This window comes from Gloeocapsa sp. PCC 7428 (assembly GCF_000317555.1).
In the GTDB taxonomy this organism is placed as follows: domain Bacteria; phylum Cyanobacteriota; class Cyanobacteriia; order Cyanobacteriales; family Chroococcidiopsidaceae; genus Chroogloeocystis.
This window is the reverse complement of record NC_019745.1, coordinates 381094-403150: the sequence shown is the minus strand read 5'-3', so window position 1 is coordinate 403150 and position 22057 is coordinate 381094. Positions and strand designations below refer to the sequence as shown.

Here is a 22057-nt window from a genome sequence, read left to right as displayed (position 1 = left end):
CAGTCAAGTAAGAATTAAGTAGCGAATGACTCGCGAACAGCGGGTAAAAAGAATAAATTGAGTCGTATTCTCTGATTTTTCTTGATTATTAACAGCTTTTCTGGGTAAAGAAGTTGATTTTTTTTATGAGCAGCATTGAAGAAATTTATCATTCTCCGATTTGGCAACCATTCACCCAAATGAAAACCGCGCCGATACCTTTGAAAGTCGTCAAGGGACAAGGAGTGATGCTCGAACTCGAAGATAAACGCCAAATTATGGATTGTATTTCCAGTTGGTGGGTGACGATTCACGGACACGGACATCCTATACTCGCTGAGGCGCTTTACAAACAAGCCCAAGCCTTAGAACACGTCATTTTTACAGGTTTTACGCACGAACCAGCCGAACAGCTAGCGAGGAAATTACTTCAGCATCTCCCAAAATCGCTCACGCGAGTATTTTTTTCGGATAATGGCTCAACAGCGATGGAAGTCGCGCTAAAAATGGCTTATCAATATTGGTTTAATCAAGGAGAAAGCGATCGCACGACGTTTATTAGCTTTGAAGGTGGATATCACGGCGATACGATAGGCGCAATGTCGATCGCAGGTAATTCGCCCTGGGAACAGCCTTTTCACCGCTTGATGTTCTCGACGGAGCTTGTGCCTTTTCCTGCTACGTTTGATAATGATGCTGATGTCGAAGTGCGTGAAGCACAGACTCTGGAAATACTCACGCGGCTTCTCAAGCAAAATCCTACGCGATATGCAGGTCTTTTTATCGAGCCACTTGTACAAGGTGCAGGGGGAATGCGAGTATGTCGTCCACAATTTCTACAAGCTTTAGGAAACTTGGCGCACTCGTTTGGCGTACTTGTCATTTACGATGAGGTGATGACAGGCTTCGGGCGCACTGGTGAATTATTTGCTTGCTTAAAAGCAGAAACCGCACCGGATATTATTTGTTTATCAAAAGGTTTATCAGGCGGCTGCTTACCTTTAGCTGTCACCGTTGCAACAGAAGATGTTTATCGTGCGTTTTACAGTGATGATGTCAGTAAAACATTTTTTCACGGTCATTCATACACAGGAAATCCCTTAGCTTGTGCTACAGGCGTTGCGTCTTTAGAGTTGCTAGAACAAAATCCTAACTTTCGCAATTTGGAACACCAGCATCGCCGCTATCTAGAAAAATACTTGCAGGATCATCCCAAAATCGATAAAGTGCGCACATGCGGGACGATTGCCGCGATGGATATCGTCACAGATAGTCAGAGTGGATATTTTAATGCGATCGCACCAATCCTCAAACAAAGGTTTCTAGCGGAAGGATTTCTCTTACGTCCTCTGGGGAATACGCTTTACTTGATGCCACCTTACTGCATTACCTCAGAGCAACTCAAATCAATTTATCAAGCGATCCGCCGCGTACTTGATACTATCATATAGCAATGGTCAATCAGAATTATGGCTTCAGTGATGAGCAAAGCATTGCCCCTGTTTTCACCATAATTTCTGACCTCTGACCCCCGACCTCTGACCTCTTCTTATGTTGAAATCTTCTGCACTTAACTGGAACGAACTTGCCGATCGCGCTTTGGCTGGAGAACTATTGACGCGGGAAGCCGCCCGTGCGGTACTCAATGCGCCTGATTGTGTACTGCTTGAGCAACTTGCTGCTGCCTATCGCGTGCGCTACCATTATTGGGAAAATCGCGTCCGGTTGCATTTTCTCCTTAACGCTCAAAGTGGTCTTTGTCCAGAAGATTGTCACTATTGTTCGCAATCGAAGATTTCTACTGCTGAAATTGAGAAGTACCCACTCTTAGCTAAAGAAAAAATTTTAGACGCTGCTGCGCAAGCAAAGAAATTGCAAGCTGGAACTTTTTGTATGGTCATTTCGGGGCGTTCTCCCAGCGAACGAGTATTTACGCAGGTTCTGGACGCTGTACAAGCGGTTAAAGCCAACTATGATTTAAAAATTTGTGCGTGTCTTGGGTTGTTGAGTCAAGAGCAAACGCAGCGTTTGGCAGAAGTCGGGGTAGATCGCGTTAATCACAATTTAAATACTTCGGATGATTACCACTCGCAAATTTGTACGACGCATACGTTTAGCGATCGCATCGCGACAGTAGAAAATGTCAAAGCCGCAGGAATCACAACTTGTTCGGGCGGAATTATTGGGATGGGCGAGTCGGATGATGATGTTATCGACTTAGCATTTTCGCTACGGGAATTAAACGTTACAAGTGTTCCCCTAAATTTCTTGATTCCAATTTCAGGAACGCCGTTTGAGAAGATTCAAGAATTGAACCCGCGTCGTTGTCTGCGAGTGTTATGTTTATTTCGCTTTGTCCTTCCCGCACAGGAAATTAGAATCGCTGGCGGTAGAGAAGTTCATTTGCGATCGCTGCAACCTTTAGGACTTTATCCAGCAAACTCAATCTTTATTGGTGATTATTTAACAACTCCTGGACAAGCAACGCACAGCGATTTGGAAATGATTCGCGATGCTGGGTTTGCGATTGAATCTCCTGACGGTTCTCCGATAGAAGTTGGCTCACGCGCTACAGTCGTTTCATCGCCGTAGCACGAGATGTACCTATTGTACAGACCAATCGCTTTTTAGCTGCTCTAAGCGGTTTTCCAATTGATCTGTTAACTGCTCAACTAGACTAGCATGGCTGAGGGAAGGACAAGCAACTTGAGTAATACGCAGTAACTGAGTTGCCCATAATGAGCGTTGAGATACCATTTGACATAACGCCAGCCATGGTTCCTGTTGCCAGCAATTCTTCCAATGTGCGATCGCACTGCGGCGACGCGGAAAGCGAGGATAGGCACTCACTAAAGGCGGGATATAGTAAGGATGATACTCTAGCGCTAATGAAGAGCACCAATCATGCCACTTAAACGTAAGGATGCGAGGACTCGTCAGCACCGGAATCCACGGCACGCGCAAGGCATCAGCAACAATGGCACCGTGCATTGCTTCGGCTAAGAGAACCTCGGTTTGGCTAATTGATGTCAAGACTTTCTTTACTGACCACCGTGGGTCAATATAACCTAAGCCCACTTGAGTGCAGATATCTTGTAACACAGTACCAGCATAAGTCGCATGATGCACGTGTGGCATAAAAGCGAAGCGGCTTGTTTTTTGACTCGTTGGCTGGAACAGACGTCGAACTAATAAAGCAGCATCCGTAATTGCTAACTCTTCTGCAAGACCGAGTTTTTGCGCAGATAACCTGCCACGAAGGCAATAAATTTGCCATGGATGAGCAACCGCAGTTAATGGATTGCCGTAACCTGCACCAGTACCAAAGATGACAAGCCGTTGAGCCTGTGGTACGCGTTGTGGAAGTAAATGATTCAACAACGTGCCGATACCAATAAAGGCAATGGTTGGATCTTCGTCAAAAAACCCTGGCAGTAGCTGGGACCACAGCCACGAATTGAGGTCGTCGCCAAAATTGCTGTTGCCATCGCGTCGTTGATAATAATATAATCTCATTTGTGTCGAGTCGCTAAGATTGCGTTTGAAATGTGGCGCGTTCTAGTTTGAAATTGAAGCTTTTTACTCGGCTGAAAAGTTGTTGCCTATTGCGTTGACAGCGACGTTGCCAAGCAGGAATCGCGACATTAAGCAGAAACTGACACCAGTTCTCAGTAATTTGTTCGGGCAGAAACTGCAATGCCGACAGCGCACCGTTGCAGACTAACCTCTGGCGCGCTGCGGCAGATGACTTTAGTCTGATGAGGGTAGCGAGCAACTCACTATAGGAAGACACTTCTAAGTAATTCATATTTGCTTGCCCGATCGCGCGATACGCCGATTCTGCTCCAAGCAGCGCGGGGACTCCAGCAAGCCAAGCATTGTAGAGTTTCGTAGCGGGCTTGTAGAGATAGGTTTGCTCAGAGTGAAAACTGCGGATAGCAACGATGGCATCAATGTTGCTGTAGTCATTCCAGCGACAGTCAAGCTGGCAGAAATCGTGCCAGGAGTTGTGATTGATAATTGGTTGCCAGCGTAAACCCAAGGCGGCTAATTGGTATTGCCACGCGGGTGCTTTGAGTTCAGGAGCTAAACTGCACGCATGACCGAAATAAGCAATTGTCTCGAAGCGATCGCCGCGTTCTGGATTGCGAGGAATTAACCCAGGTTGCGACCAGTGGGGTAGATAGTAGCTATGTGGACTTCGGGAATCAGTGGGATTTTGAACCACATGAAGGTGAGCGACAGTGCAAGGTTGTTTGTCAGCTTGAAGACAAATCAGCAATAATCTAGATTGCGGCTTGAGAGGACGAAATTGCAACGCTTGGCGATGAAATAGCACAATTCCTTCCTTCGGCGGCGAACTGACCAACTGACAGGGAAAACCAACCGCTTGCAGTCGAAAATAAGTTTGGAGCGTCCAGGTATAAATACCCAACCCATATCCTGCCCAATTTTCTGCTGCGGTTGCGGGCAGAGTGTGAGGAAAGTAGGGTTGGGGTAGGTAGAAATAAATAGGTGGAAGTGTCATATAGTAGGGGTCAGGGTTCAGAGGGGCAAGGCAATGCTGCCCGTAGGGGTCAGGGTTCAGAGGGGCAGTAGAAAGTTGCGTGCGCAGGTTTCCGAGCCAGTTTGCCCTTGGGGATTCCCCCCGTTGTAGGAACTGGTGTTCTGTTGAGCAAACTTTACAAGACAATGGTTATGAGCTTCCATAACGTCTTAATCATGTTGACTATTGCTATAACGTCTCGAAATTAGACAAGCGTAAAGTCCGTCGCGGTTAAGTTGCTCGCTGCCACACCCGTTAGCAGTGCAAGTTGCTCGCTGCCCAAGCGAATCAGGGCATTATTAGCACCACTAGCGCTAATCGTCAATTGCTCGAAACTCAAACCGCCTGCCAACCCAATCAAGTCAATACCATCTTCAAAGTCACGGATAGTGTCGCGCCCTTCGCCCGCCGCCAAGACAAACGTATCGCTACCTTGACCACCAGAGAAGTCATCGCCAATCAGCGTGTCATTACCCAAGCCACCGCGCAACAAATCATCGCCATCATCGCCGTAGAGCGTATCATTGCCTTGTTCGCCAAACAGTTGGTCATCACCGCCTTTACCACCGAGTTGGTCATTCCCCAGTCCGCCAAACAGCGTGTCGTTGCCACCGACGCTGCCTTGAGGCGAGCGGTTATTCAAGTCGCCGCGTAGCACGTCATTGCCTGCACCACCGAGAAGCGTGTCGTCTCCTAACCCTCCCGCCACGGTGTCGTTGCCATCGAGTCCTGAGAGGCAGTCGCGCGTGTTGCTACCGAGGAGAACGTCGTTACCAGCAGTGCCAAACAACGAGCGAAAGCCAAACACGATGTAGCTCTCTCCCGCCCTAGAGTTGCTGTTGGGGTCAGCACCAGGAGCACCAATAATTAGATCGTCAAGTCCATCGCCATCAACATCGCCAGCAGCACTGACGGAAATGCCTGATCTATCATCTTCATCAATACCATTGAGGACAAAGCCATTGCTACCGTCAAGGTTGGCTAAATCAATGCTGGCAGGGAATCCACTGCTTGAGCCAAATACGACATAGCTCTCTCCGGCAGCATCAGTGCCGCTGGGGTCAGCAAAGCGAGCGCCAATAATCACATCATCAAAGCCATCGCCGTTGAAGTCTCCCGCCCCACTGACGAAAGCACCTGATGCGTCAAATACATCAACACCATTAAGGACAAAGCCGTTGCTACCGTCGAGACTTGCTAAATCAACGCTTGCCGGAAAACTATTGCCCGAACCAAACACGACGTAGCTCTTTCCGGCCTCAATATTGCCATCGGGAGCAGCACCAAAAGCACCAATAATCACATCGTCAAAGCCATCGCCGTTGACGTCTCCTGCACTACTGACAGAAGAGCCTGATTGGTCAAATACATCAACACCATTAAGGACAAAGCCGTTGCTGCCATCGAGACTGGCTAAGTCAATGCTTGCCGGAAAACTATTGCCCGAACCAAACACGACGTAGCTCTCTCCTGCGAGTGAGTTGCCGTTGGGGTTAGCATCAGGGGCACCGATAATCACATCGTCAAAGCCATCGCCGTTGATGTCTCCTGCACTACTGACAGAATCGCCTGAGAAGTCAAATGCATCAACACCATTGAGAACAAAGCCGTTGCTACCGTTAAGGTTGGCTAAATCGATGCTTGCCGGGAAACTATTGCCCGAACCAAACACGACGTAGCTCTCTCCTGCGAGTGAGTTGCCATTGGGGTCAGCATTGGGGGCACCAATAATTACATCGTCAAAGCCATCACCGTTGACGTCTCCTGCACTACTAACGGACTCGCCTGAGCTATCATCTTCATCAATACCATTGAGGACAAAGCCGTTGCTACCGTCGAGGTTGGCTAAGTCAATGCTTGCTGGAAAGCCACTACCGGAACCAAACACGACATAGCTCTCTCCCACGCCAGAGTTGCCGTTGGGGTTAGCATCAGAGGCACCAATAATCACATCGTCAAAGCCATCGCCGTTGACATCTCCCGCACTACTGACGGATTCGCCTGAGCTATCGCCTCTATCAATACCATTGAGGACAAAGCCGTTTCTACCGTTGAGGTTTGCTAATTCAATTGTTGTCACTGCCATGGTTGTTGCTCCTTGTTGTTATTGGATGTTGACTGACAAGGGATATCATTTCGTCAGTTGATTCTTGGCTGACACCTCAAGCTGATTGCCTCATGCTTCTTAGTAAACAATTGATGGCTGTAGTATCAGAGGCTTTTGCTCCTGCGTACGAATTCCCATCACTTTTGGCAACTAATGTAGGATTTAGAGTGATTCGACTAAAGCAACGTACTACAGCGACACAACTCCTATTGAGTGCGACATAGTATGTTAATTACCGTTCAAAACAGAATTTTGCCAATCCCGAAAAGTTCAGAAGTGAATGACGTTTTCTATGTTGCAAATTTGCCCGTAATACACTCAGCGTAGAAATGCTTTTTCTAGATTTGTGCTAGAAAACCCTGGTTTTGAATTATGCCTCATCTCACACGATGCTTGAGAAGTATCAAATTGCCCTGTCGAGAGCCTTCGTTACGCTCTGCTCGACTTTGGATGACTTTGACCTTGAAGACATCTACTTACTTCTCTCACTGCACATCTTTACAAACAATCGAGAAAAGCTGTTTGCCCCTACTTTATTCAAGCTAAGATATGCCTAAATTTTTTTCAGTGTGAAAAAGTGACAATATAGGTAAGAAAAAGTAGGAGAAATCGTGGTTGGTTAAAATATACCAAGTAAGCGTAAGACTTAATTTACATCCAACATTTTTGTAACATTGTTTAAAACCAAGAGCGTTGAGTAAGTCAGCAATATTGAACTAGCATTCGCTCAACCCAACTGCAATCAAAGATTAACTTATAAATCTGATTAGAAACTTCGAGATATCCGTGCTGCTTAACTACCAAACCAGACAAAAGTAACTCTGTTTGTTCTGGAGTATCGACTGCAACACTCTTTCCTTGCTCTAAAATTTGCTAATGTATAAGTAACAGAGCCTGCTGTTTACTATACAAAATACGATTATGCTCCACGTACCGACAAAGGCGATCGCGAATTATTCTTAAATGTTCTGGTTCATCTTGTACTTCCCAATTCTCAATCACCTGTTGGTGTACTAAATTTTCTATCCGTTTTGCTTCATCTAATAAATTCTCCTAGGCGTTCTACTGGAGACAAAAATTCAGGCTCTTGCCACCAGGTACGGATATTAAATTTATTTGTAAGATTAAAGCTATTTACTAATACATAAATAAATCCTGCGTACCACTGCTCTAAAGTAATCTGGTAGTGTCCAATTTCTGAAATATCAACAGTAGCACAGGCAAAGCCTTCGGTTTGCAGTTGTTGCATGATTTGCACCCGCAAACTAGACTTTCCCATCTGTCGCGAATTGAGGATATAACAAAATCTACCAGATTTCAAAGCTTTGTAGAGTTCGCGATCTGCTTGACGCACAATATAAGTTGGCGTTCCATATTGTCAAAGACGATCGCACACACGATGTAACCATCCGTAGAACCATCACTGCCATCAAAAGTAGGTACAAACTGGGGTGAACTCACCATATACCCTTGAGGAAATTTAAAACTGTTAGCAATGTGTAGCGATTCGTCTGAGGCATGCAGTCGAAACAAACTGGCTGGAACACCCTGCTGTGCAAGACGAAGAATGTCTGTCACAGGCACTGCTCGGTATTTATAATCCTTGTACAGGTCGTAGATAAACTTTGTTACCAGTTCTTTCCATAGCCCAAACGAAGTCCAGTAGATATCTTTAATTTGTCCTGGAGACATACCCGCAGACAAGCGATCGCGGTACGCATACAACCCTACACCCCAAGTTAAATCAACATCAGAAATAACTTGTGATTTACTAATCTGTCCACTTTCTCCATCAATGACATAGCGCCCCATTCGGCTGATACCCATCTCGTCTTGTTCCATACCATTGAGACGAGACGGTACAGGGTATAAGGTTTATAGGCTGAGCCGGTATAGTCACGAAGCCACTCAGCGACATCCCAGGCACAAATATGTGATGCATGAAGTGTCATCTGTGCGTGTGGATTTTCGTAGTCTACTAAAAAATGCGCGGCTTCTAAGGGAATCACGACTCGACGCACTACAACCTCAACTTCCTGCTGATCAGATGTTGGGCATTGTCTAGCTTTTAGATCAGCACGACGCACAATATAAATAGTAGAGTCAGGTGATACAGGACGTGTAAGTAAGTTTCTTAAGTATCTTTCTACGTAAGTTATCCGGCAGATTTCCACAAATGTGCAGCTTGATGTCAGTCAGTTCGCAACGACTCGCAGTCATAATAGACTCTGGCACGGATGGGCAATTAGTATTTTTCGTTTCCGTAGTTGATGATTGAGTTGTTGTATTCATACTAAGTTTCTGTATCGCAAGATCATTTGTAAAAATTTTAAGGGTGTAATTTTTATCTCAGTATTATTGAAGTAGCTTCAACTGAGTATTAAATTTTTAGCAATAAAACTGCGTTGCCATATCAGAATTTAGCGATGCACCTTTTCTGGGAATAATCCTTATAGCGTAAGTATGCTAAAGGTAGCAGGATTTGGAGCGGGTAAAATTGCGATCTCAGTCTTTTAAATTTATTTACGCAAAACTAGTCTTGATCTAGGAGCAGTTTATCTACTTTTAATTTGGTTTTTTGTACTACTAAGTAGTACTTATTTATGTTGCTAATTTCTGACTCCTTGATAGTTATAATGAATTAGTTTATTATGCCCTTAGATTTAAAGAAAATAGTTGTTTTGTCAAAAATGTATCCGTTTTTATTTTAAAATAACTAATAATAAGAAAAATCGAGTTATTTGCTGCTTGACGAAATATCAAATTATTTCAAGACCTATGAGAAAGTCAGCAACTTAACTTTAATGTTTTAACATTTTGTAAAAAGGTGATGAGAATCATACCTTATGGGCATTACTTCCTGTAGTGTGCTATTAATAGCAATTAGCTATTTGAACAAACCAAAGCCTGAATCAAAGCTTGAGTGAACCAATGGATTTGGAAGAGGCACTAGCGTTTACTGATGCTTTGGTATTTGCCAAAACAGGTAAGCACTTGAGTACTCTACAAGCTGCTGTATTTCGTGGTACGTGGCTAAATCAGAAGTATGAGCAAATTGCAAAAACCTGCTATTGCTCGGAAGATTACGTGAAAACAGTTGGTGCTACGTTATGGAAATTGCTCTCTGAGGGTTTAGAAGAAAAAGTTAGCAAAAAGACGTTCCGCGCGGCGTTGGAGCGCAGAAAAAGAGAGTTTCCAAAAAGTTTGTTGTCAGAACAATCATTTCAAGTGCAGCGGACAAGCGAAGAACAAAATAGTCATACACACGTAAAAGAGATACTGAGTTCAAAAGTTTTTGTTTATCACGGTAGCCAGGAGTCAGAGCTAAATTTAGCAAGGGCGTTTGAACAAGCGTTGAGAGCCGCTGGTCATCAAATTTTGATGGCTCAAGAAATTATGCGATCGCAAGAAAACTGGTCGCAACGGTTCGATGCAGAATTAAAACGTTGTCGTTACTTTGTGTTGTTGCTATCCGAGCAATCTACGCTGAGTGAGATCGTGAGCGAAATTGTTTGCTGGACAAAAACTTTACAGCGATCGCCTTCACAGCACAAGCCACCGGTGATTATTCCAATCTGGATCGGCATTCAACAACACGAATGGCGATCGTCTGCTGATACACTAACTACAGTACAAGAAGTCCTACGCCGCGTATCAGAAAACCACTAATTGCCCAGTACGGTACTTGTGGAACCTACAACAACCAAAATTAGCCGTTGCCATGAAATCAATCGTTACCGCAACACGTCCTGTAAGATTACCTACAGTACAGGCATTTAAGCTATGTAGTATAGGCTTAGCGCATCAAAAAGGAAATGAAGTTATACCGCGCTGCAATTTGTACCGCCAGTATTTCCACGAGCATTTAGTTTCGACAAATCATATTATCTCCGCTTAAATAGCTAGATGAGTGGTTAGTGAGTAGTGACTAGTCACCATTTTTCTCATTACTAATCAACCGGATTGAATATCATATCTATCAAACACTTTGATTCATTAAATTAAAAGTGGTGCTTACTCCTAAACTTTTTTATCCTTAAATGAGTAATTATCATGAAGATAAGCTTTCTACTGCATCTTCCTCGTTTCCTCTAGAAAGTGTTTCAGTAACAAATGGTAAACTTGCTCCTTGTAGCCCTAGCTTAATGCGTTCTGAAGTCTCATCAAAAACAACAAATAAAGGATAAAGTTTATTAGCCCCTTCATTCAAAATATGTTGATATGAAGATGGTAAAAGCCATTCATAATCTTTATCTAGTAAAACTTGCGTTTGCCGCCAGCGTTTGAGTAAATCAGAAAAGTCTTCGTTAGGACGATGGATAAATATTATAATTTCGACCCCAGTTTTAATTTTCCACTCAGGATCGCACATTAAAATGGCAACATCACAGGAAAGTTGTGTTGCAGTTGCTGTTAGTTCACTATGGTTATACGTACTCTGACGAAGCCGCACTACTGGTAAAGGAATTGTGATAATACTCTCGTCAGCCCGTCGCAAGCTAGGAAGCATTTCTAAGTAAAATCTATACTGCTTGAGTAGCGCGATCGCACCAGTAGTATTTGCATATTCTGCTAAGCAACTTTCGTATTGAACTTGTTTAATAGTCATAATGAGCGCGAAAAACTTGAGAAGCTAATTTTTTGCATTTTCTGTAGATCTAACCTAAACTTTCAAACACCTTAAACATAGGTAGATACATAGAAAGCAAAATCAAGCCAACCATCCCACCTAGAACAACAATCATTAAAGGTTCTAAAATACTTGTCAGTGCTTTGACTGCTTGCTCGACTTCATCTTCATAAAAATCCGCAACTTTCATCAGCATTTGATCGAGTTCTCCGGTTTCCTCGCCAATACTAATCATTTGAATTGCCATAGGTGGAAAGACGCGCTCTTTTTGCAAAGCAATACTAATCATTCCCCCTTGTTGAATATCTTGTCGCGATGCATCTACCGCATTCGCAATGACTTGGTTTCCGGCTGTATCCCGCACAATTTCCAAAGCAGTCAAAATGGGGACTCCCGAACGCGTTAAAGCACCAAAAGTACGGCTAAAACGTGCAACTGCTGACTTTTGAATCAAATCGCCAAATAGCGGCATTTTTAAAGAAAGACGATCGATGGTTTCTCTGCCAATTCGAGTTTTATAGTAATTACGGTAAGCAAAGCCAAACGCAACAATTATGATGGGAATCATCCACCAGAAGCCTTGAATGAAGGCACTAATACCTAACATAAATTGTGTCAATGCTGGTAGTTCTGTTCCTAAATCTTTAAAAATATTTGCGAAAATTGGAATTAGAAAAACTGTCATTCCAATGAAAATAGCAAGTGCTAATAAACCGACAACAACAGGATAAGCTAACGCTGATTTAATTTGATTTTGTAGCCGTGCTATATCCTCAAGTAACTTAGATAATCGATTTAAAACTTCATCGAGTACGCCGCCGACTTCCCCAGCTTGAACCATACTGACATACAAGTTATCGAAGCAATCGGGATGCTTGCGCATTGCTTCAGAAAGGTTAACACCTTGTTGCACGTCAGAGCTTATTTCTAATAAAGCTTTTTTGAGCTTAGGGTTAGAACACTGCTCCGCTAATACACTCAAGCTTCTGACAATTGCTACTCCGGCATTGACTAACGCAGAAAATTGTCGTGAAAATACTGCTTTATCTTTAACAGAAACTTTTGATAAAATTAATGTAATTTTCTGAAAATCAATTTTGCTCAGGTCTAGCTCTGAAGATTGTTTAATTTCTTGAATGAACAAACCTTGATTTCTTAAACTCGAACGCGCCTCACTCGGAGAGTTTGCTATGACTTTCTCTTTTCTAAGTTGTCCTTTCGAGTCTCTAACGCTAGCAACGTAGGTAGGCATAACTTATTGTGACAGAATTCTAGGCAATGAATAATAAAAGTAAAGATATTTAATTCAAGTAGAAAACTTTTGCTAATTTATTAACTTGAAACTCAATAATGTAGCTGAAATACCTTATCTACTATAATATACTCAGCTTAGGTAATTGGTTGTCCACTCCACATAACTTCTAAAAAAGTAGCTAATAGCTCAAAACAAAGTAGGAATAATAAGCTTTTGAAAGAAACTCATCAATGAACTATTAGCCGTCAATTATTTACTGAAAAAACTTAATTTACAAGTACAGGTTTACCCGAAGCTGATCTAGCTGCCATTGTCTGTGCTGAGGGTATATTACCACCAATCAGGCGCTGTAACTCATCAGGTTTTGAGGTTTTAGACATTGCTGCTTCCAAAGAAATCGTTCCGGCTTTATATAAATCAGCAAGAACTTTTTCTAGTGTTTGCATTCCTAGTTTTCCACCCGTTTGAATTGCTGAGTAGATTTGAGAGGTTTTGCCTTCGCGAATTAAGTTTGCGATCGCCGGAGTCACAATCATGATTTCTTGCGCCATGACTCTGCCAAATTCACCTGGTTTAGGATTTTTGCGCGGTACCAGCGTTTGACTAAATACAGCTACGAGCGAGTTAGATAACTGAACGCGGATTTGCTGTTGTTGTTCAGGCGAAAAAACATCCACCATCCGGTCAACCGTCTGCGCTGCCGAACTTGTATGCAATGTGCCAAATACCAAGTGACCTGTTTCCGCCGCAGAAATTGCTAGCGAAATTGTTTCTAAGTCACGCATTTCACCGACAAGAATCACATCAGGATCTTCGCGTAACGCTGCTCTCAAAGCATTAGCAAAACTTTTGGTATCTTCCCCGATTTGACGTTGATGAATTAAGCTTTGAATCGGTTCGTAAACGAATTCAATCGGGTCTTCAATCGTTAAGATGTGTTCCGATCGCGTCATATTAATGTTGTTAATCATTGACGCCAACGTTGTTGACTTCCCAGAACCTGTTGGACCTGTAACTAAAACTAATCCCCTTGGCTTTTCCGAAACTTCCCGCACAATATCTGGTAGCTTCAACGCATCCATACTGGGAATTTGGGAAGAAAGCGCCCGCAAACACGCTGCGTAAGTGCCGCGATCTTTGTAAACATTGACACGAAAACGTGCTAAGCCTCGCACTCCATAAGAGCAATCAAGTTCCCAGTTTTGCTCAAGGTGCTTGCGCTGTGTATTATTTAACATCGTAAAAATCAACCGCTGGCATTGTTCCGCCGTTAACGGTTCGTACTCTGTAGGAGTCAACTTGCCACTGATACGGATATAAGGAGGTAAACCAGTAGAAATGTGTAAATCGGAGCCTCCGCAAGCAATAACTTGCTCCATAAGGTCTTCAATCATGTAATCCATCGTATTGATCTCCTAATTCTTGAGTCGTTGACTAAATTGCTCTTCAATCTTGAAAACGCGGTGTCATACAGTAGGGACATTCTAGCCACTCTGGTTGTAACTCTGCGTTACAAGTCCGACATTCTAAAGAACTCTTGCGTTTGGCTTTGAGTTCTGCTTCTAAACCAGAATCTGTAAAGGTAACGCGTTCAACTTCTTCGAGTGTGGTCAAACCTCGCCGCACAAGGTCAAGGCTATAAGACAGTAGCGTTTTCATCCCATCTTCCACCGCGACTTCTTTGATGCGTTCGGTGGGTGCGCCTTCGGTAATTAAAGTTTGCAGCCGTTGATTAATCCGCATCACTTCATACACCCCACAACGTCCTTTGTAACCAACGCCGTTACAGTCAGGACAAAGTTCACCTTGACTCTTCGCAATTGCTACTTCTTCAGGCTGTAGAGTTTTCGCTTTATAAAAAGTGACACCGCTGTCTTGCGAACTTGTTAAGCCAAAGCGCGCTAATTCGGTAGAAGAAGGCGTATAGGGAATGCGACACGTTGAACAGACACGCCTCACCAAACGCTGAGCAACAACACCGAGTAAGGCTCCTGATACCATAAAAGGCTCAACACCCATTTCATCTAGGCGAGCGATCGCACCTGCGGCGTCATTTGTATGAAGTGTTGTCAATACTAAGTGTCCTGTCAGTGCGGCTTCAATTGCGGTTTTAGCGGTTTCGCGATCGCGCGTCTCACCGACAAGAATTACATCAGGATCTTGCCGCAAAAATGACCGCAAAATCGAGGCAAAATCCATCCCTTTATCGCGAATGACTTGTACTTGAGTAATTCCTGGTAACGAATACTCAATCGGATCTTCAGCGGTACTAATATTGACTCCTGGTTCGTTACGTTCTGCCAAGATCGAATACAAAGTTGTTGATTTTCCCGAACCTGTTGGTCCTGTCACTAACAGTAATCCAAACGGACGACTCGCCATTTCACGGACGATCTGTAAACTTTCTTCATCACTGATCAGCTTATCTAAACCAAGTTGAGTTGCTGAGTTATCTAAAATTCGTAAGACAACCTTCTCACCGTAACGACTCGGTAGCGTACTAACGCGAAAGTCTACTTTACGTCCTTCAAATACGCGCCGAATTCGTCCATCTTGGGGCATCCTTCGTTCAGCGATGTCCAATTCAGAAATAATTTTAAAACGCGCGACAACCGCAGCAACAATTTTCTTAGGTAATGGCTCGAACGCTTGACGTAAAACGCCATCCTTGCGAAAGCGAATTCGGAGATGTTCTTCTTGCGGTTCGATGTGAATGTCTGAAACTTTTTCTTGCAGCGCCTTAACAAGAATTTTATTGACTAAAGCAATGACAGGTGCTGCTTCAGCATTTTGAATCGCTGCGCCTAAATCGGCTTCAATTTCATCGTTAGCATTTTGTAAATCAAAGCCTTCTAAACCTTCGATTTCTGATTGAACATCAACTGATTTTTGAATTTCTCGCTGTTTTTGCTGTTCGACTTGGGCATCGAGGTATTTCGCCAGCAACTGTTGAAAGTCTTCTTGTGTAATCCCGATGCGTTGCCATCCTAAGCTCTTGGGACGGAGAATTCGAGTCAAATTATCCTGCGCTTCAAGATGGTCAGGATCGACCATCGCGACTAACACTGAAGGAGGATCAGCAGTTTGCGATAAAGGAATTAATTGAAAACGGCGGCAAATATCCACCGGAATCAGCGTGTCGATTAAATTCGCAACTTGATTGGTAGCGATTTGATTAATCTCAGGGTCGATAAATTCAACCCCGTAAACAATTTTGAGTTCAAAAAGTTGCTGTTTTTTGTAAAACCTTAGTAAGTCGGGTGATAGTTGACGTCCAGTCAGCGATTCTAAAACTTCAATAATAGGTCTTTTTGATTTACGACTTTCGCTCAGAGCTTGCTGCATCTGTTCATTGCTGACATACCCCGACTCAATCACCTTATTGCCGAAAGGAGAAAAGTCATTTTTGACGATCAGGGCACGCCGCTGTGAGGGGGAGTAGGTCATACATCAGTCGTGAAATGTTTCCACATAAGAGTATTCCCAGAAACTCTCGCAAAGTTGCTATGTAACGCAATGAGTTGGAGCAGAGGGCAGTGGGTAGGAGGGTAAAATAGTATTTTGGTCTGTCCAACGCTCCCACTCTCCCACACTCCTAAAAAATTACGCTAGGTTTTGCTACTTAGGGTGTAATTAGTGCATCCTAGAAAAGGTACGGTGAAACAAGTAAGTATACAACGCAGTTTCGAGTATCTAAGATTGGTGCATAATGGTTGACGAGGATAAGCAAACAGAAATCGCAGAACAAGAGAGTAACACCTCAGCTGAAACAATGAATTTGAATGATAACTCCGAGGTAAATGCTCAAGTAGTAGACTCCACAAGCTCATCAGGCGAAACGACTGGTGAGGAAAATACTGTGGCGGCTGCTTTTGAACAAGGGCAGCAACAATTAGCTGAATTAACAGCACAGGTAGAATCGCTCAAATCGCAGTTGGAGGAGCGCACCTCTCAATATATAAGGATTGGGGCAGATTTTGAGAATTTCCGCAAGCGGATGCAGAAGGAAAAAGAAGAAATTGAGCAGAAAATTAAACGCGACACGATTACCGAGTTGTTGCCTGTAGTCGATAACTTTGAGCGGGCGCGATCGCAGATCAAGCCTCAAACTGACGCGGAAATGACAATTCATAAAAGCTACCAAAGCGTTTATAAGCAAATGGTAGACACCTTGAAACGTCTAGGAGTTTCTGCAATGCGCTCCGAAGGAAGTCCATTTGATCCGAACTATCATGAAGCCGTAATGCGTGAACCTACGGATGAACATCCCGAAGGAACAGTGTTAGAAGAATTAGTTCGGGGATATTTCCTAGGCGATCGCGTTTTACGTCATGCTTTAGTGAAAGTTGCGGCGGCTCCTGAACCAGGAGAAACCTCAGCAACGTTAGACACTGAGTAGTCAGTCACACATTGGCAATAACCGTATAATATCGACGCCGTGGATGCAATTGTCCCAAGAGTCAAATATAGCAGGGGTCAGGGAAATCACTATGAGCATCTATAGTGTCCTAACCTGTACTTCGGCTATAAACTCTGAAAATCTAATCGCACTTACGACTAGAAAACATGGGAAAAGTCATTGGCATCGACTTAGGCACCACGAACAGTTGTGTTGCCATCTTAGAAGGTGGTCAACCTATGGTTATTGCCAATTCAGAGGGGGGAAGAACAACTCCCAGCGTTGTGGGTTTTGGTAAAGGTCGCGATCACCTAATCGGACAACTCGCGAAGCGCCAACTCGTCACAAATGCCGAGAATACAATTTATAGCATCAAGCGATTTATCGGACGTCGCTGGGACGATACAGCTACAGAGCGCAGCCGAGTGCCATACAAATGTATTAAAGGTCGCGACGATACCGTAGATGTCCAAATCCGCGATCGCACCTACACACCTCAAGAAATTTCCGCAATGATTTTGCGGAAGCTCAAACAAGATGCCGAAGGTTTCTTAGGTGAAGCGATCGCCCAAGCTGTGATTACAGTACCAGCGTACTTTACAGACGCTCAACGTCAAGCGACCAAAGACGCTGGCACAATTGCTGGACTAGAAGTGCTACGCATCATCAATGAACCTACCGCAGCAGCTTTAGCTTACGGCTTGGACAAACTCGAACAAGAGCAAAAAATTCTGGTATTTGACCTTGGCGGCGGTACTTTCGATGTCTCGATATTACAGCTGGGAGACGGTGTTTTTGAAGTCAAAGCAACGGCTGGTAACAATCATCTTGGTGGCGATGACTTTGATAGCTGTATCGTTAACTGGATGCTCGCCTGTTTTCACGAACAAGAAAAAATTGATTTATCGGTAGACAAAATGGCACTACAGCGGTTGCGGGAAGCCGCTGAAAAAGCCAAAATTGAACTTTCGATGCTGGGGACGACATCAATCAATCTTCCCTTTATTACGGCTGACGCGAGTGGTCCTAAGCATCTAGAAATGGAACTGACGCGCGCTAAATTTGAAGAGTTAGTCAACCATTTAATCGCCGCGACGGTCCAACCTATGAGTCAGGCGTTGAAAGATAGTGGCTTGCAACCTGCTGATATTGACCGCATTATCTTGGTTGGTGGTTCCACGCGCATTCCAGCAGTTACCCATGCGGTGCAAAAGTTTTTCAACGGCAAAACTCCTGAACGTTCGGTCAATCCCGATGAAGCAGTAGCCTTAGGCGCAGCAATTCAAGGCGGGGTATTGGGCGGCGAAGTTGAAGATGTTTTACTGTTAGACGTTACACCGCTTTCGCTTGGCATCGAAACGTTAGGCGAAGTCTTTACAAAAGTTATCGAACGCAATACGACGATTCCAACGAGTAAATCGCAGGTTTTTTCCACAGCAACAGATGGTCAATCGTCGGTAGAAATTCACGTGCTTCAGGGAGAACGCCCGCTAGCCAAAGACAACAAAAGCCTTGGCAAGTTCCTCTTAACCGGAATTCCCCCCGCGCCGCGAGGAATCCCACAAATTGAGGTATCGTTTGAAATCGATGTCAATGGCATTCTCAAAGTTTCGGCTCAAGACAAAGGTACGGGGCGCGAGCAAAGTATTTGCATTACAAATACTGGGGGTTTAAGCGCTGCTGAAATCGAACGAATGCGCCAAGAGGCAGAAATCTATGCGGAACAAGATAAAAAACGTATAGAAATGATTGCTTTGCGTAACCAAGCAGAAGATTTGTTGTATAACTACGAAGCAACGCTAAAGGATAACGAACACTTAATCAGCGATCGCCTGAAGCTGGAAGTAAGCCAAAAAGCTGAGGAACTACGCGCCGCCTTTGTTGAAGAAATCACTGTCGAGCAAGCCAAGCAAATATTAAATAACTTTCAACAAACACTCTTTGCGATCGGTACAGATGTCTATAACAACGCTGAGAAAGCACCAAATCAACAAGTCAGTACCGAAGAAAGTATTGTATGGGCAAATAAAGGCGACTTTGAATCGAGCAATTTCAGCACCGCAGATAATGCTACCGTTGCAGAAGATTTTGATTTTGATGAAGATTACACTGTGACAGCTGACTATGAAGCGATTGAGTAACACTAACTAACTGAAAATAGGCGGAAAAAGGCTAGTAACTGGTATAGCCCTAGTCAATAGAGTTAGGACATCGAATACGCTAAGTTGATAGTTGACAGTTGATAGTTGACAGTTGACAGTTGATAGTTGAAAATCTTCGCTGTCCACTGTCAACTGTTCACTGTCAACTGATCTCTGACCTCTGACCCCTGCCATAATTGCTAAACTGCGGCAAGGCTATTTATCAACAATTACCCATTACCTGTTAGCAAGCTAAGAAAGTATGATATGCAATGACGATCGCGTACTTATCAGTACCCCACTAAGGTTGTAGTATGGGAATAATGGCTTGATTGTCAATAATCTAAAATAAATTAAGACTTATACAAATACTAACCTCGAGCAAAGCAGCGCTTTATGGCCCGCGACTACTACGAAATTTTAGGTGTTTCTCGTGACGCCGACAAAGAAGAAATCAAGCGCGCCTATCGGCGATTAGCCCGCAAGTATCACCCAGATGTGAACAAGGAGGCGGGAGCAGAGGAGCGCTTTAAAGAAATTAATCGGGCTTACGAAGTGCTTTCTGAACCCGAAACCCGCGCGCGTTACGATCGCTTTGGCGAAGCTGGTGTCGCTGGTGGAGTTGGAGTCGGCGGATTCCAAGATATGGGCGACATGGGCGGCTTTGCCGATTTGTTTGAAAGCTTCTTTAGCGGTTTTTCTGGTGCAGGACAAACGCGATCGCGGCGCAGTGGTCCGGTTCGCGGGGACGATCTGCGGCTAGATCTCAAATTAGAATTTCGCGAAGCCGTTTTTGGTGGCGAAAAAGAAATCCGCATTTCGCACTTAGAAACGTGTGAAGTTTGTAGCGGTTCGGGTGCAAAACCAGGAACTCGACCGCGTACTTGTTCGACGTGTAGTGGTTCCGGTCAAGTGCGGCGCGTGACACGTACGCCTTTTGGTAGTTTTACCCAAGTATCTACTTGTCCTACGTGTAATGGCACAGGACAGATGATCGAAGAAAAGTGCGATGCTTGTGAAGGTAATGGTGTCCGCCAAGTTACCAAGAAACTGAAAATTACAATTCCGGCTGGGGTAGATAATGGTACGCGCTTAAGGATTTCTAGCGAAGGCGATGCAGGTCAGCGCAGCGGTCCTCCAGGAGATTTGTATGTTTATTTATTTGTGAATGAAGATGCAGAATTTCAACGCGAAGGCATCAACATTCTCTCAGAGATCAAAATTAGCTATCTGCAAGCAATTTTAGGCTGTCGGATACAAGTAAACACCGTCGATGGACCACAAGAACTCGTCGTACCAGCGGGAACGCAACCGAACACGGTCATTACACTCGAAAATCACGGTGTTCCGCGCTTAGGTAATCCCGTGAGTCGTGGCGATCATTTGATTACAATTTTGATCGACATTCCCACAAAAATTACGACCGAAGAACGAGAACTGCTGGAGAAGTTAGCTAAAATTAAGGGCGATCGCACCGGTAAAGGTGGTCTAGAAGGGTTTTTAGGAAATCTGTTCCAGCGATGAATCAAACCGCGCTATCTCAACCGCACGCGCAACTCGATTTGCGCGGTACTCCTTGTCCGCTAAACTTTGTGCGGACAAAGCTGCGTTTGGAAAAAATGCCGCCAGGGTCGCGCTTAGAAGTTTGGCTAGACCCTGGCGAGCCAATTGAGCAGGTTCCTGATAGTTTGACGATGGCAGGTTATCCAGTTGAACAGATTACCGAATGCAATGGTTATTTTGCGTTGTTAGTCCTGCGCCCTGGTGATGCCAGCATGAGGGATCAAAAGTCAGAGGTTGGAGGTTAGAAATGAAGAGACTCTTTACCATATTTTTATGCCTATGTCAAGATTGTGCTGGCATTTCTTGACGATTGAATGAGCAATGAAGTGACATCAAACGAGAGGCTTAATGACGCTGATGCACCGTTAAGAGGTACAGTAGTAGCAGTTCAAGCGAACTACTACCAAGTACGTTTAGACCCCTCGCCGCACTCTTTGCACCCCTCATCTCTTCTGTTATGTACGCGGCGGGCGCGGCTGAAGAAACTAGGACAGCAAGTTATGGTAGGCGATCGCGTCGAAATTGTGGAACCTGATTGGGCGGGTGGTAGAGGCGCGATCGCAGGTGTTTTGCCGCGAAAATCACAATTGGATCGTCCGCCAATCGCGAATGCTGAGCAAATTCTCTTGGTTTTTGCTTTAGCAGAACCACCCCTAGAACCCTACCAACTGAGTCGCTTTTTGGTGAAAGCTGAATCTACAGGACTCGGCGTACGTTTATGTTTTAACAAAAGCGATTTACTGACGCTGGAACAACAGCAACAATGGCGCGATCGCTTACAGCAATGGGGCTATCAACCCGTATTGATCAGCATACGTGATGGAATCGGTATCTCAGAAGTACGCGATCTGCTCAAACTGCGTATTTCTGCGGTGGCTGGACCTTCGGGGGTGGGAAAATCAAGTTTGATTAATGCTTTGATTCCGACAGTTCACCTGCGTACCAACGAGGTTTCTGGAAAACTAAGTCGCGGGCGACATACGACTCGTCATGTAGAACTCTTTACATTACCTGACGGCGGATTACTCGCAGATACTCCTGGGTTTAATCAACCGGATTTGACGTGTTACCCACACGAGTTAGCAAATTATTTTCCAGAGATCCGACAGCGGTTAGTGCAACAAAGTTGTCAATTTAGCGATTGTTTACACCGTGATGAGCCTAATTGTGCAGTGCGCGGTGATTGGGAACGCTACGAGCATTATTTAGCTTTTCTAGAGGAAGCGATCGCGTACCAAGAACACATCAATCAGCAAGCTGATCCTGAGTCGAGTTTGAAACTGAAAACGAAGCGCGGTAAAAGACAATACGAACCCAAGCTAGACACAAAATATCGGCAGCATTCACGACGGACTCAACATCAAGCGCTAGAGCAACTTTACCAAGAAGCCGAGGAGTCGTAGTTTTTACAGAGCATCGGTGCAGGGGAGAGTTTAT

At 44.3% G+C, this 22057-nt stretch carries 18 protein-coding genes; 9 read left to right on the top strand and 9 right to left on the bottom strand.

The features are described from left to right. Nucleotides 1-125: 125 nt before the first annotated feature. Together bioA and bioB are read left to right on the top strand one after the other, a co-directional pair. Nucleotides 126-1430 (top strand): adenosylmethionine--8-amino-7-oxononanoate transaminase, encoded by a 1305-nt coding sequence (bioA, locus tag GLO7428_RS01785; protein WP_015186837.1) that lies wholly within the window; start codon nucleotides 126-128, stop codon nucleotides 1428-1430. Between the two features lie 100 nt (nucleotides 1431-1530). Further along, the gene (gene bioB, locus GLO7428_RS01780) at nucleotides 1531-2571 is read left to right on the top strand and encodes a biotin synthase BioB (protein WP_015186836.1); all 1041 of its coding nucleotides are present in this window, start codon (nucleotides 1531-1533) and stop codon (nucleotides 2569-2571) included. Between the two features lie 12 nt (nucleotides 2572-2583). Here the strand turns inward: bioB and GLO7428_RS01775 are convergent, their stop codons facing one another. From GLO7428_RS01775 to GLO7428_RS25800, 5 genes are all read right to left on the bottom strand, one after another. Continuing rightward, nucleotides 2584-3495, bottom strand: a complete 912-nt coding sequence (locus tag GLO7428_RS01775; protein WP_015186835.1) for a polysaccharide pyruvyl transferase family protein — start codon at nucleotides 3493-3495, stop codon at nucleotides 2584-2586. A 13-nt stretch (nucleotides 3496-3508) separates the two neighbouring features. Continuing rightward, the gene (locus GLO7428_RS01770; RefSeq protein WP_041918483.1) at nucleotides 3509-4507 is read right to left on the bottom strand and encodes a hypothetical protein; all 999 of its coding nucleotides are present in this window, start codon (nucleotides 4505-4507) and stop codon (nucleotides 3509-3511) included. A gap of 223 nt (nucleotides 4508-4730) precedes the next feature. Further along, nucleotides 4731-6611 (bottom strand): FG-GAP repeat protein, encoded by a 1881-nt coding sequence (locus tag GLO7428_RS01765; RefSeq protein ID WP_015186833.1) that lies wholly within the window; start codon nucleotides 6609-6611, stop codon nucleotides 4731-4733. 1057 nt (nucleotides 6612-7668) lie between these two features. Continuing rightward, the gene (locus GLO7428_RS28235) at nucleotides 7669-7986 is read right to left on the bottom strand and encodes an AAA-like domain-containing protein (protein ID WP_071882337.1); all 318 of its coding nucleotides are present in this window, start codon (nucleotides 7984-7986) and stop codon (nucleotides 7669-7671) included. Further along, nucleotides 7950-8474: a hypothetical protein gene (locus tag GLO7428_RS25800; RefSeq protein WP_155823553.1), complete on the bottom strand. Its 525-nt coding sequence runs from the start codon at nucleotides 8472-8474 to the stop codon at nucleotides 7950-7952. Before GLO7428_RS25800 ends, GLO7428_RS28235 begins: the two co-directional genes overlap by 37 nt. A 1089-nt stretch (nucleotides 8475-9563) precedes the next feature. Here GLO7428_RS25800 and GLO7428_RS01750 point away from each other — a divergent pair. Next, nucleotides 9564-10301 (top strand): toll/interleukin-1 receptor domain-containing protein, encoded by a 738-nt coding sequence (locus tag GLO7428_RS01750; protein WP_041918481.1) that lies wholly within the window; start codon nucleotides 9564-9566, stop codon nucleotides 10299-10301. A gap of 16 nt (nucleotides 10302-10317) precedes the next feature. Continuing rightward, entirely contained in the window at nucleotides 10318-10530 is a 213-nt protein-coding gene (locus GLO7428_RS26400) for an AAA-like domain-containing protein (protein ID WP_071882336.1), read from the top strand. 153 nt (nucleotides 10531-10683) lie between these two features. On the opposite strand, the gene GLO7428_RS01745 is transcribed toward GLO7428_RS26400, so the two are convergent. From GLO7428_RS01745 to GLO7428_RS01730, 4 genes are all read right to left on the bottom strand, one after another. Further along, on the bottom strand, nucleotides 10684-11241 hold the full coding sequence (locus GLO7428_RS01745; RefSeq protein ID WP_015186832.1) for a hypothetical protein: 558 nt from the start codon (nucleotides 11239-11241) through the stop codon (nucleotides 10684-10686). 49 nt (nucleotides 11242-11290) lie between these two features. Further along, nucleotides 11291-12514 (bottom strand): type II secretion system F family protein, encoded by a 1224-nt coding sequence (locus GLO7428_RS01740; RefSeq protein ID WP_015186831.1) that lies wholly within the window; start codon nucleotides 12512-12514, stop codon nucleotides 11291-11293. A gap of 269 nt (nucleotides 12515-12783) precedes the next feature. Then, nucleotides 12784-13920, bottom strand: coding sequence for a type IV pilus twitching motility protein PilT (locus tag GLO7428_RS01735; RefSeq protein ID WP_015186830.1), 1137 nt, complete (start codon nucleotides 13918-13920; stop codon nucleotides 12784-12786). Between the two features lie 43 nt (nucleotides 13921-13963). Continuing rightward, the gene (locus GLO7428_RS01730) at nucleotides 13964-15964 is read right to left on the bottom strand and encodes a GspE/PulE family protein (protein ID WP_015186829.1); all 2001 of its coding nucleotides are present in this window, start codon (nucleotides 15962-15964) and stop codon (nucleotides 13964-13966) included. Nucleotides 15965-16226: 262 nt separating this feature from the next. Between GLO7428_RS01730 and grpE the strand changes: the two genes are divergently transcribed. The 5 genes from grpE (at nucleotide 16227) to rsgA (ending at nucleotide 22023) form a co-directional block, all read left to right on the top strand. Beyond that, on the top strand, nucleotides 16227-16916 hold the full coding sequence (gene grpE, locus GLO7428_RS01725; RefSeq protein WP_015186828.1) for a nucleotide exchange factor GrpE: 690 nt from the start codon (nucleotides 16227-16229) through the stop codon (nucleotides 16914-16916). Nucleotides 16917-17083: 167 nt separating this feature from the next. Continuing rightward, on the top strand, nucleotides 17084-19057 hold the full coding sequence (gene dnaK / locus GLO7428_RS01720) for a molecular chaperone DnaK (protein WP_015186827.1): 1974 nt from the start codon (nucleotides 17084-17086) through the stop codon (nucleotides 19055-19057). Nucleotides 19058-19453: 396 nt separating this feature from the next. Next, nucleotides 19454-20581: a molecular chaperone DnaJ gene (gene dnaJ, locus GLO7428_RS01715; protein ID WP_015186826.1), complete on the top strand. Its 1128-nt coding sequence runs from the start codon at nucleotides 19454-19456 to the stop codon at nucleotides 20579-20581. After that, nucleotides 20578-20865: a sulfurtransferase TusA family protein gene (locus GLO7428_RS01710; RefSeq protein ID WP_015186825.1), complete on the top strand. Its 288-nt coding sequence runs from the start codon at nucleotides 20578-20580 to the stop codon at nucleotides 20863-20865. The genes dnaJ and GLO7428_RS01710 overlap by 4 nt, the downstream gene beginning before the upstream one ends. Nucleotides 20866-20934: 69 nt before the next feature. Next, nucleotides 20935-22023: a small ribosomal subunit biogenesis GTPase RsgA gene (gene rsgA, locus GLO7428_RS01705; RefSeq protein WP_015186824.1), complete on the top strand. Its 1089-nt coding sequence runs from the start codon at nucleotides 20935-20937 to the stop codon at nucleotides 22021-22023. Nucleotides 22024-22057: the final 34 nt, after the last annotated feature.

What these genes read in the sequence shown, in the direction of transcription:
- GLO7428_RS01775 (WP_015186835.1), bottom strand. Translation starts at nt 3,495, where the DNA reads ATGAGATTATATTATTATCAACGACGCGATGGCAACAGCAATTTTGGC.
- GLO7428_RS01740 (WP_015186831.1), bottom strand. Translation starts at nt 12,514, where the DNA reads ATGCCTACCTACGTTGCTAGCGTTAGAGACTCGAAAGGACAACTTAGA.
- GLO7428_RS01770 (WP_041918483.1), bottom strand. Translation starts at nt 4,507, where the DNA reads ATGACACTTCCACCTATTTATTTCTACCTACCCCAACCCTACTTTCCT.
- GLO7428_RS01735 (WP_015186830.1), bottom strand. Translation starts at nt 13,920, where the DNA reads ATGGATTACATGATTGAAGACCTTATGGAGCAAGTTATTGCTTGCGGA.
- dnaK (WP_015186827.1), top strand. Translation starts at nt 17,084, where the DNA reads ATGGGAAAAGTCATTGGCATCGACTTAGGCACCACGAACAGTTGTGTT.
- GLO7428_RS01730 (WP_015186829.1), bottom strand. Translation starts at nt 15,964, where the DNA reads ATGACCTACTCCCCCTCACAGCGGCGTGCCCTGATCGTCAAAAATGAC.
- GLO7428_RS01750 (WP_041918481.1), top strand. Translation starts at nt 9,564, where the DNA reads ATGGATTTGGAAGAGGCACTAGCGTTTACTGATGCTTTGGTATTTGCC.
- GLO7428_RS01710 (WP_015186825.1), top strand. Translation starts at nt 20,578, where the DNA reads ATGAATCAAACCGCGCTATCTCAACCGCACGCGCAACTCGATTTGCGC.
- GLO7428_RS01765 (WP_015186833.1), bottom strand. Translation starts at nt 6,611, where the DNA reads ATGGCAGTGACAACAATTGAATTAGCAAACCTCAACGGTAGAAACGGC.
- bioA (WP_015186837.1), top strand. Translation starts at nt 126, where the DNA reads ATGAGCAGCATTGAAGAAATTTATCATTCTCCGATTTGGCAACCATTC.
- bioB (WP_015186836.1), top strand. Translation starts at nt 1,531, where the DNA reads ATGTTGAAATCTTCTGCACTTAACTGGAACGAACTTGCCGATCGCGCT.
- rsgA (WP_015186824.1), top strand. Translation starts at nt 20,935, where the DNA reads ATGAGCAATGAAGTGACATCAAACGAGAGGCTTAATGACGCTGATGCA.
- GLO7428_RS25800 (WP_155823553.1), bottom strand. Translation starts at nt 8,474, where the DNA reads ATGGAACAAGACGAGATGGGTATCAGCCGAATGGGGCGCTATGTCATT.
- grpE (WP_015186828.1), top strand. Translation starts at nt 16,227, where the DNA reads ATGGTTGACGAGGATAAGCAAACAGAAATCGCAGAACAAGAGAGTAAC.
- dnaJ (WP_015186826.1), top strand. Translation starts at nt 19,454, where the DNA reads ATGGCCCGCGACTACTACGAAATTTTAGGTGTTTCTCGTGACGCCGAC.
- GLO7428_RS01745 (WP_015186832.1), bottom strand. Translation starts at nt 11,241, where the DNA reads ATGACTATTAAACAAGTTCAATACGAAAGTTGCTTAGCAGAATATGCA.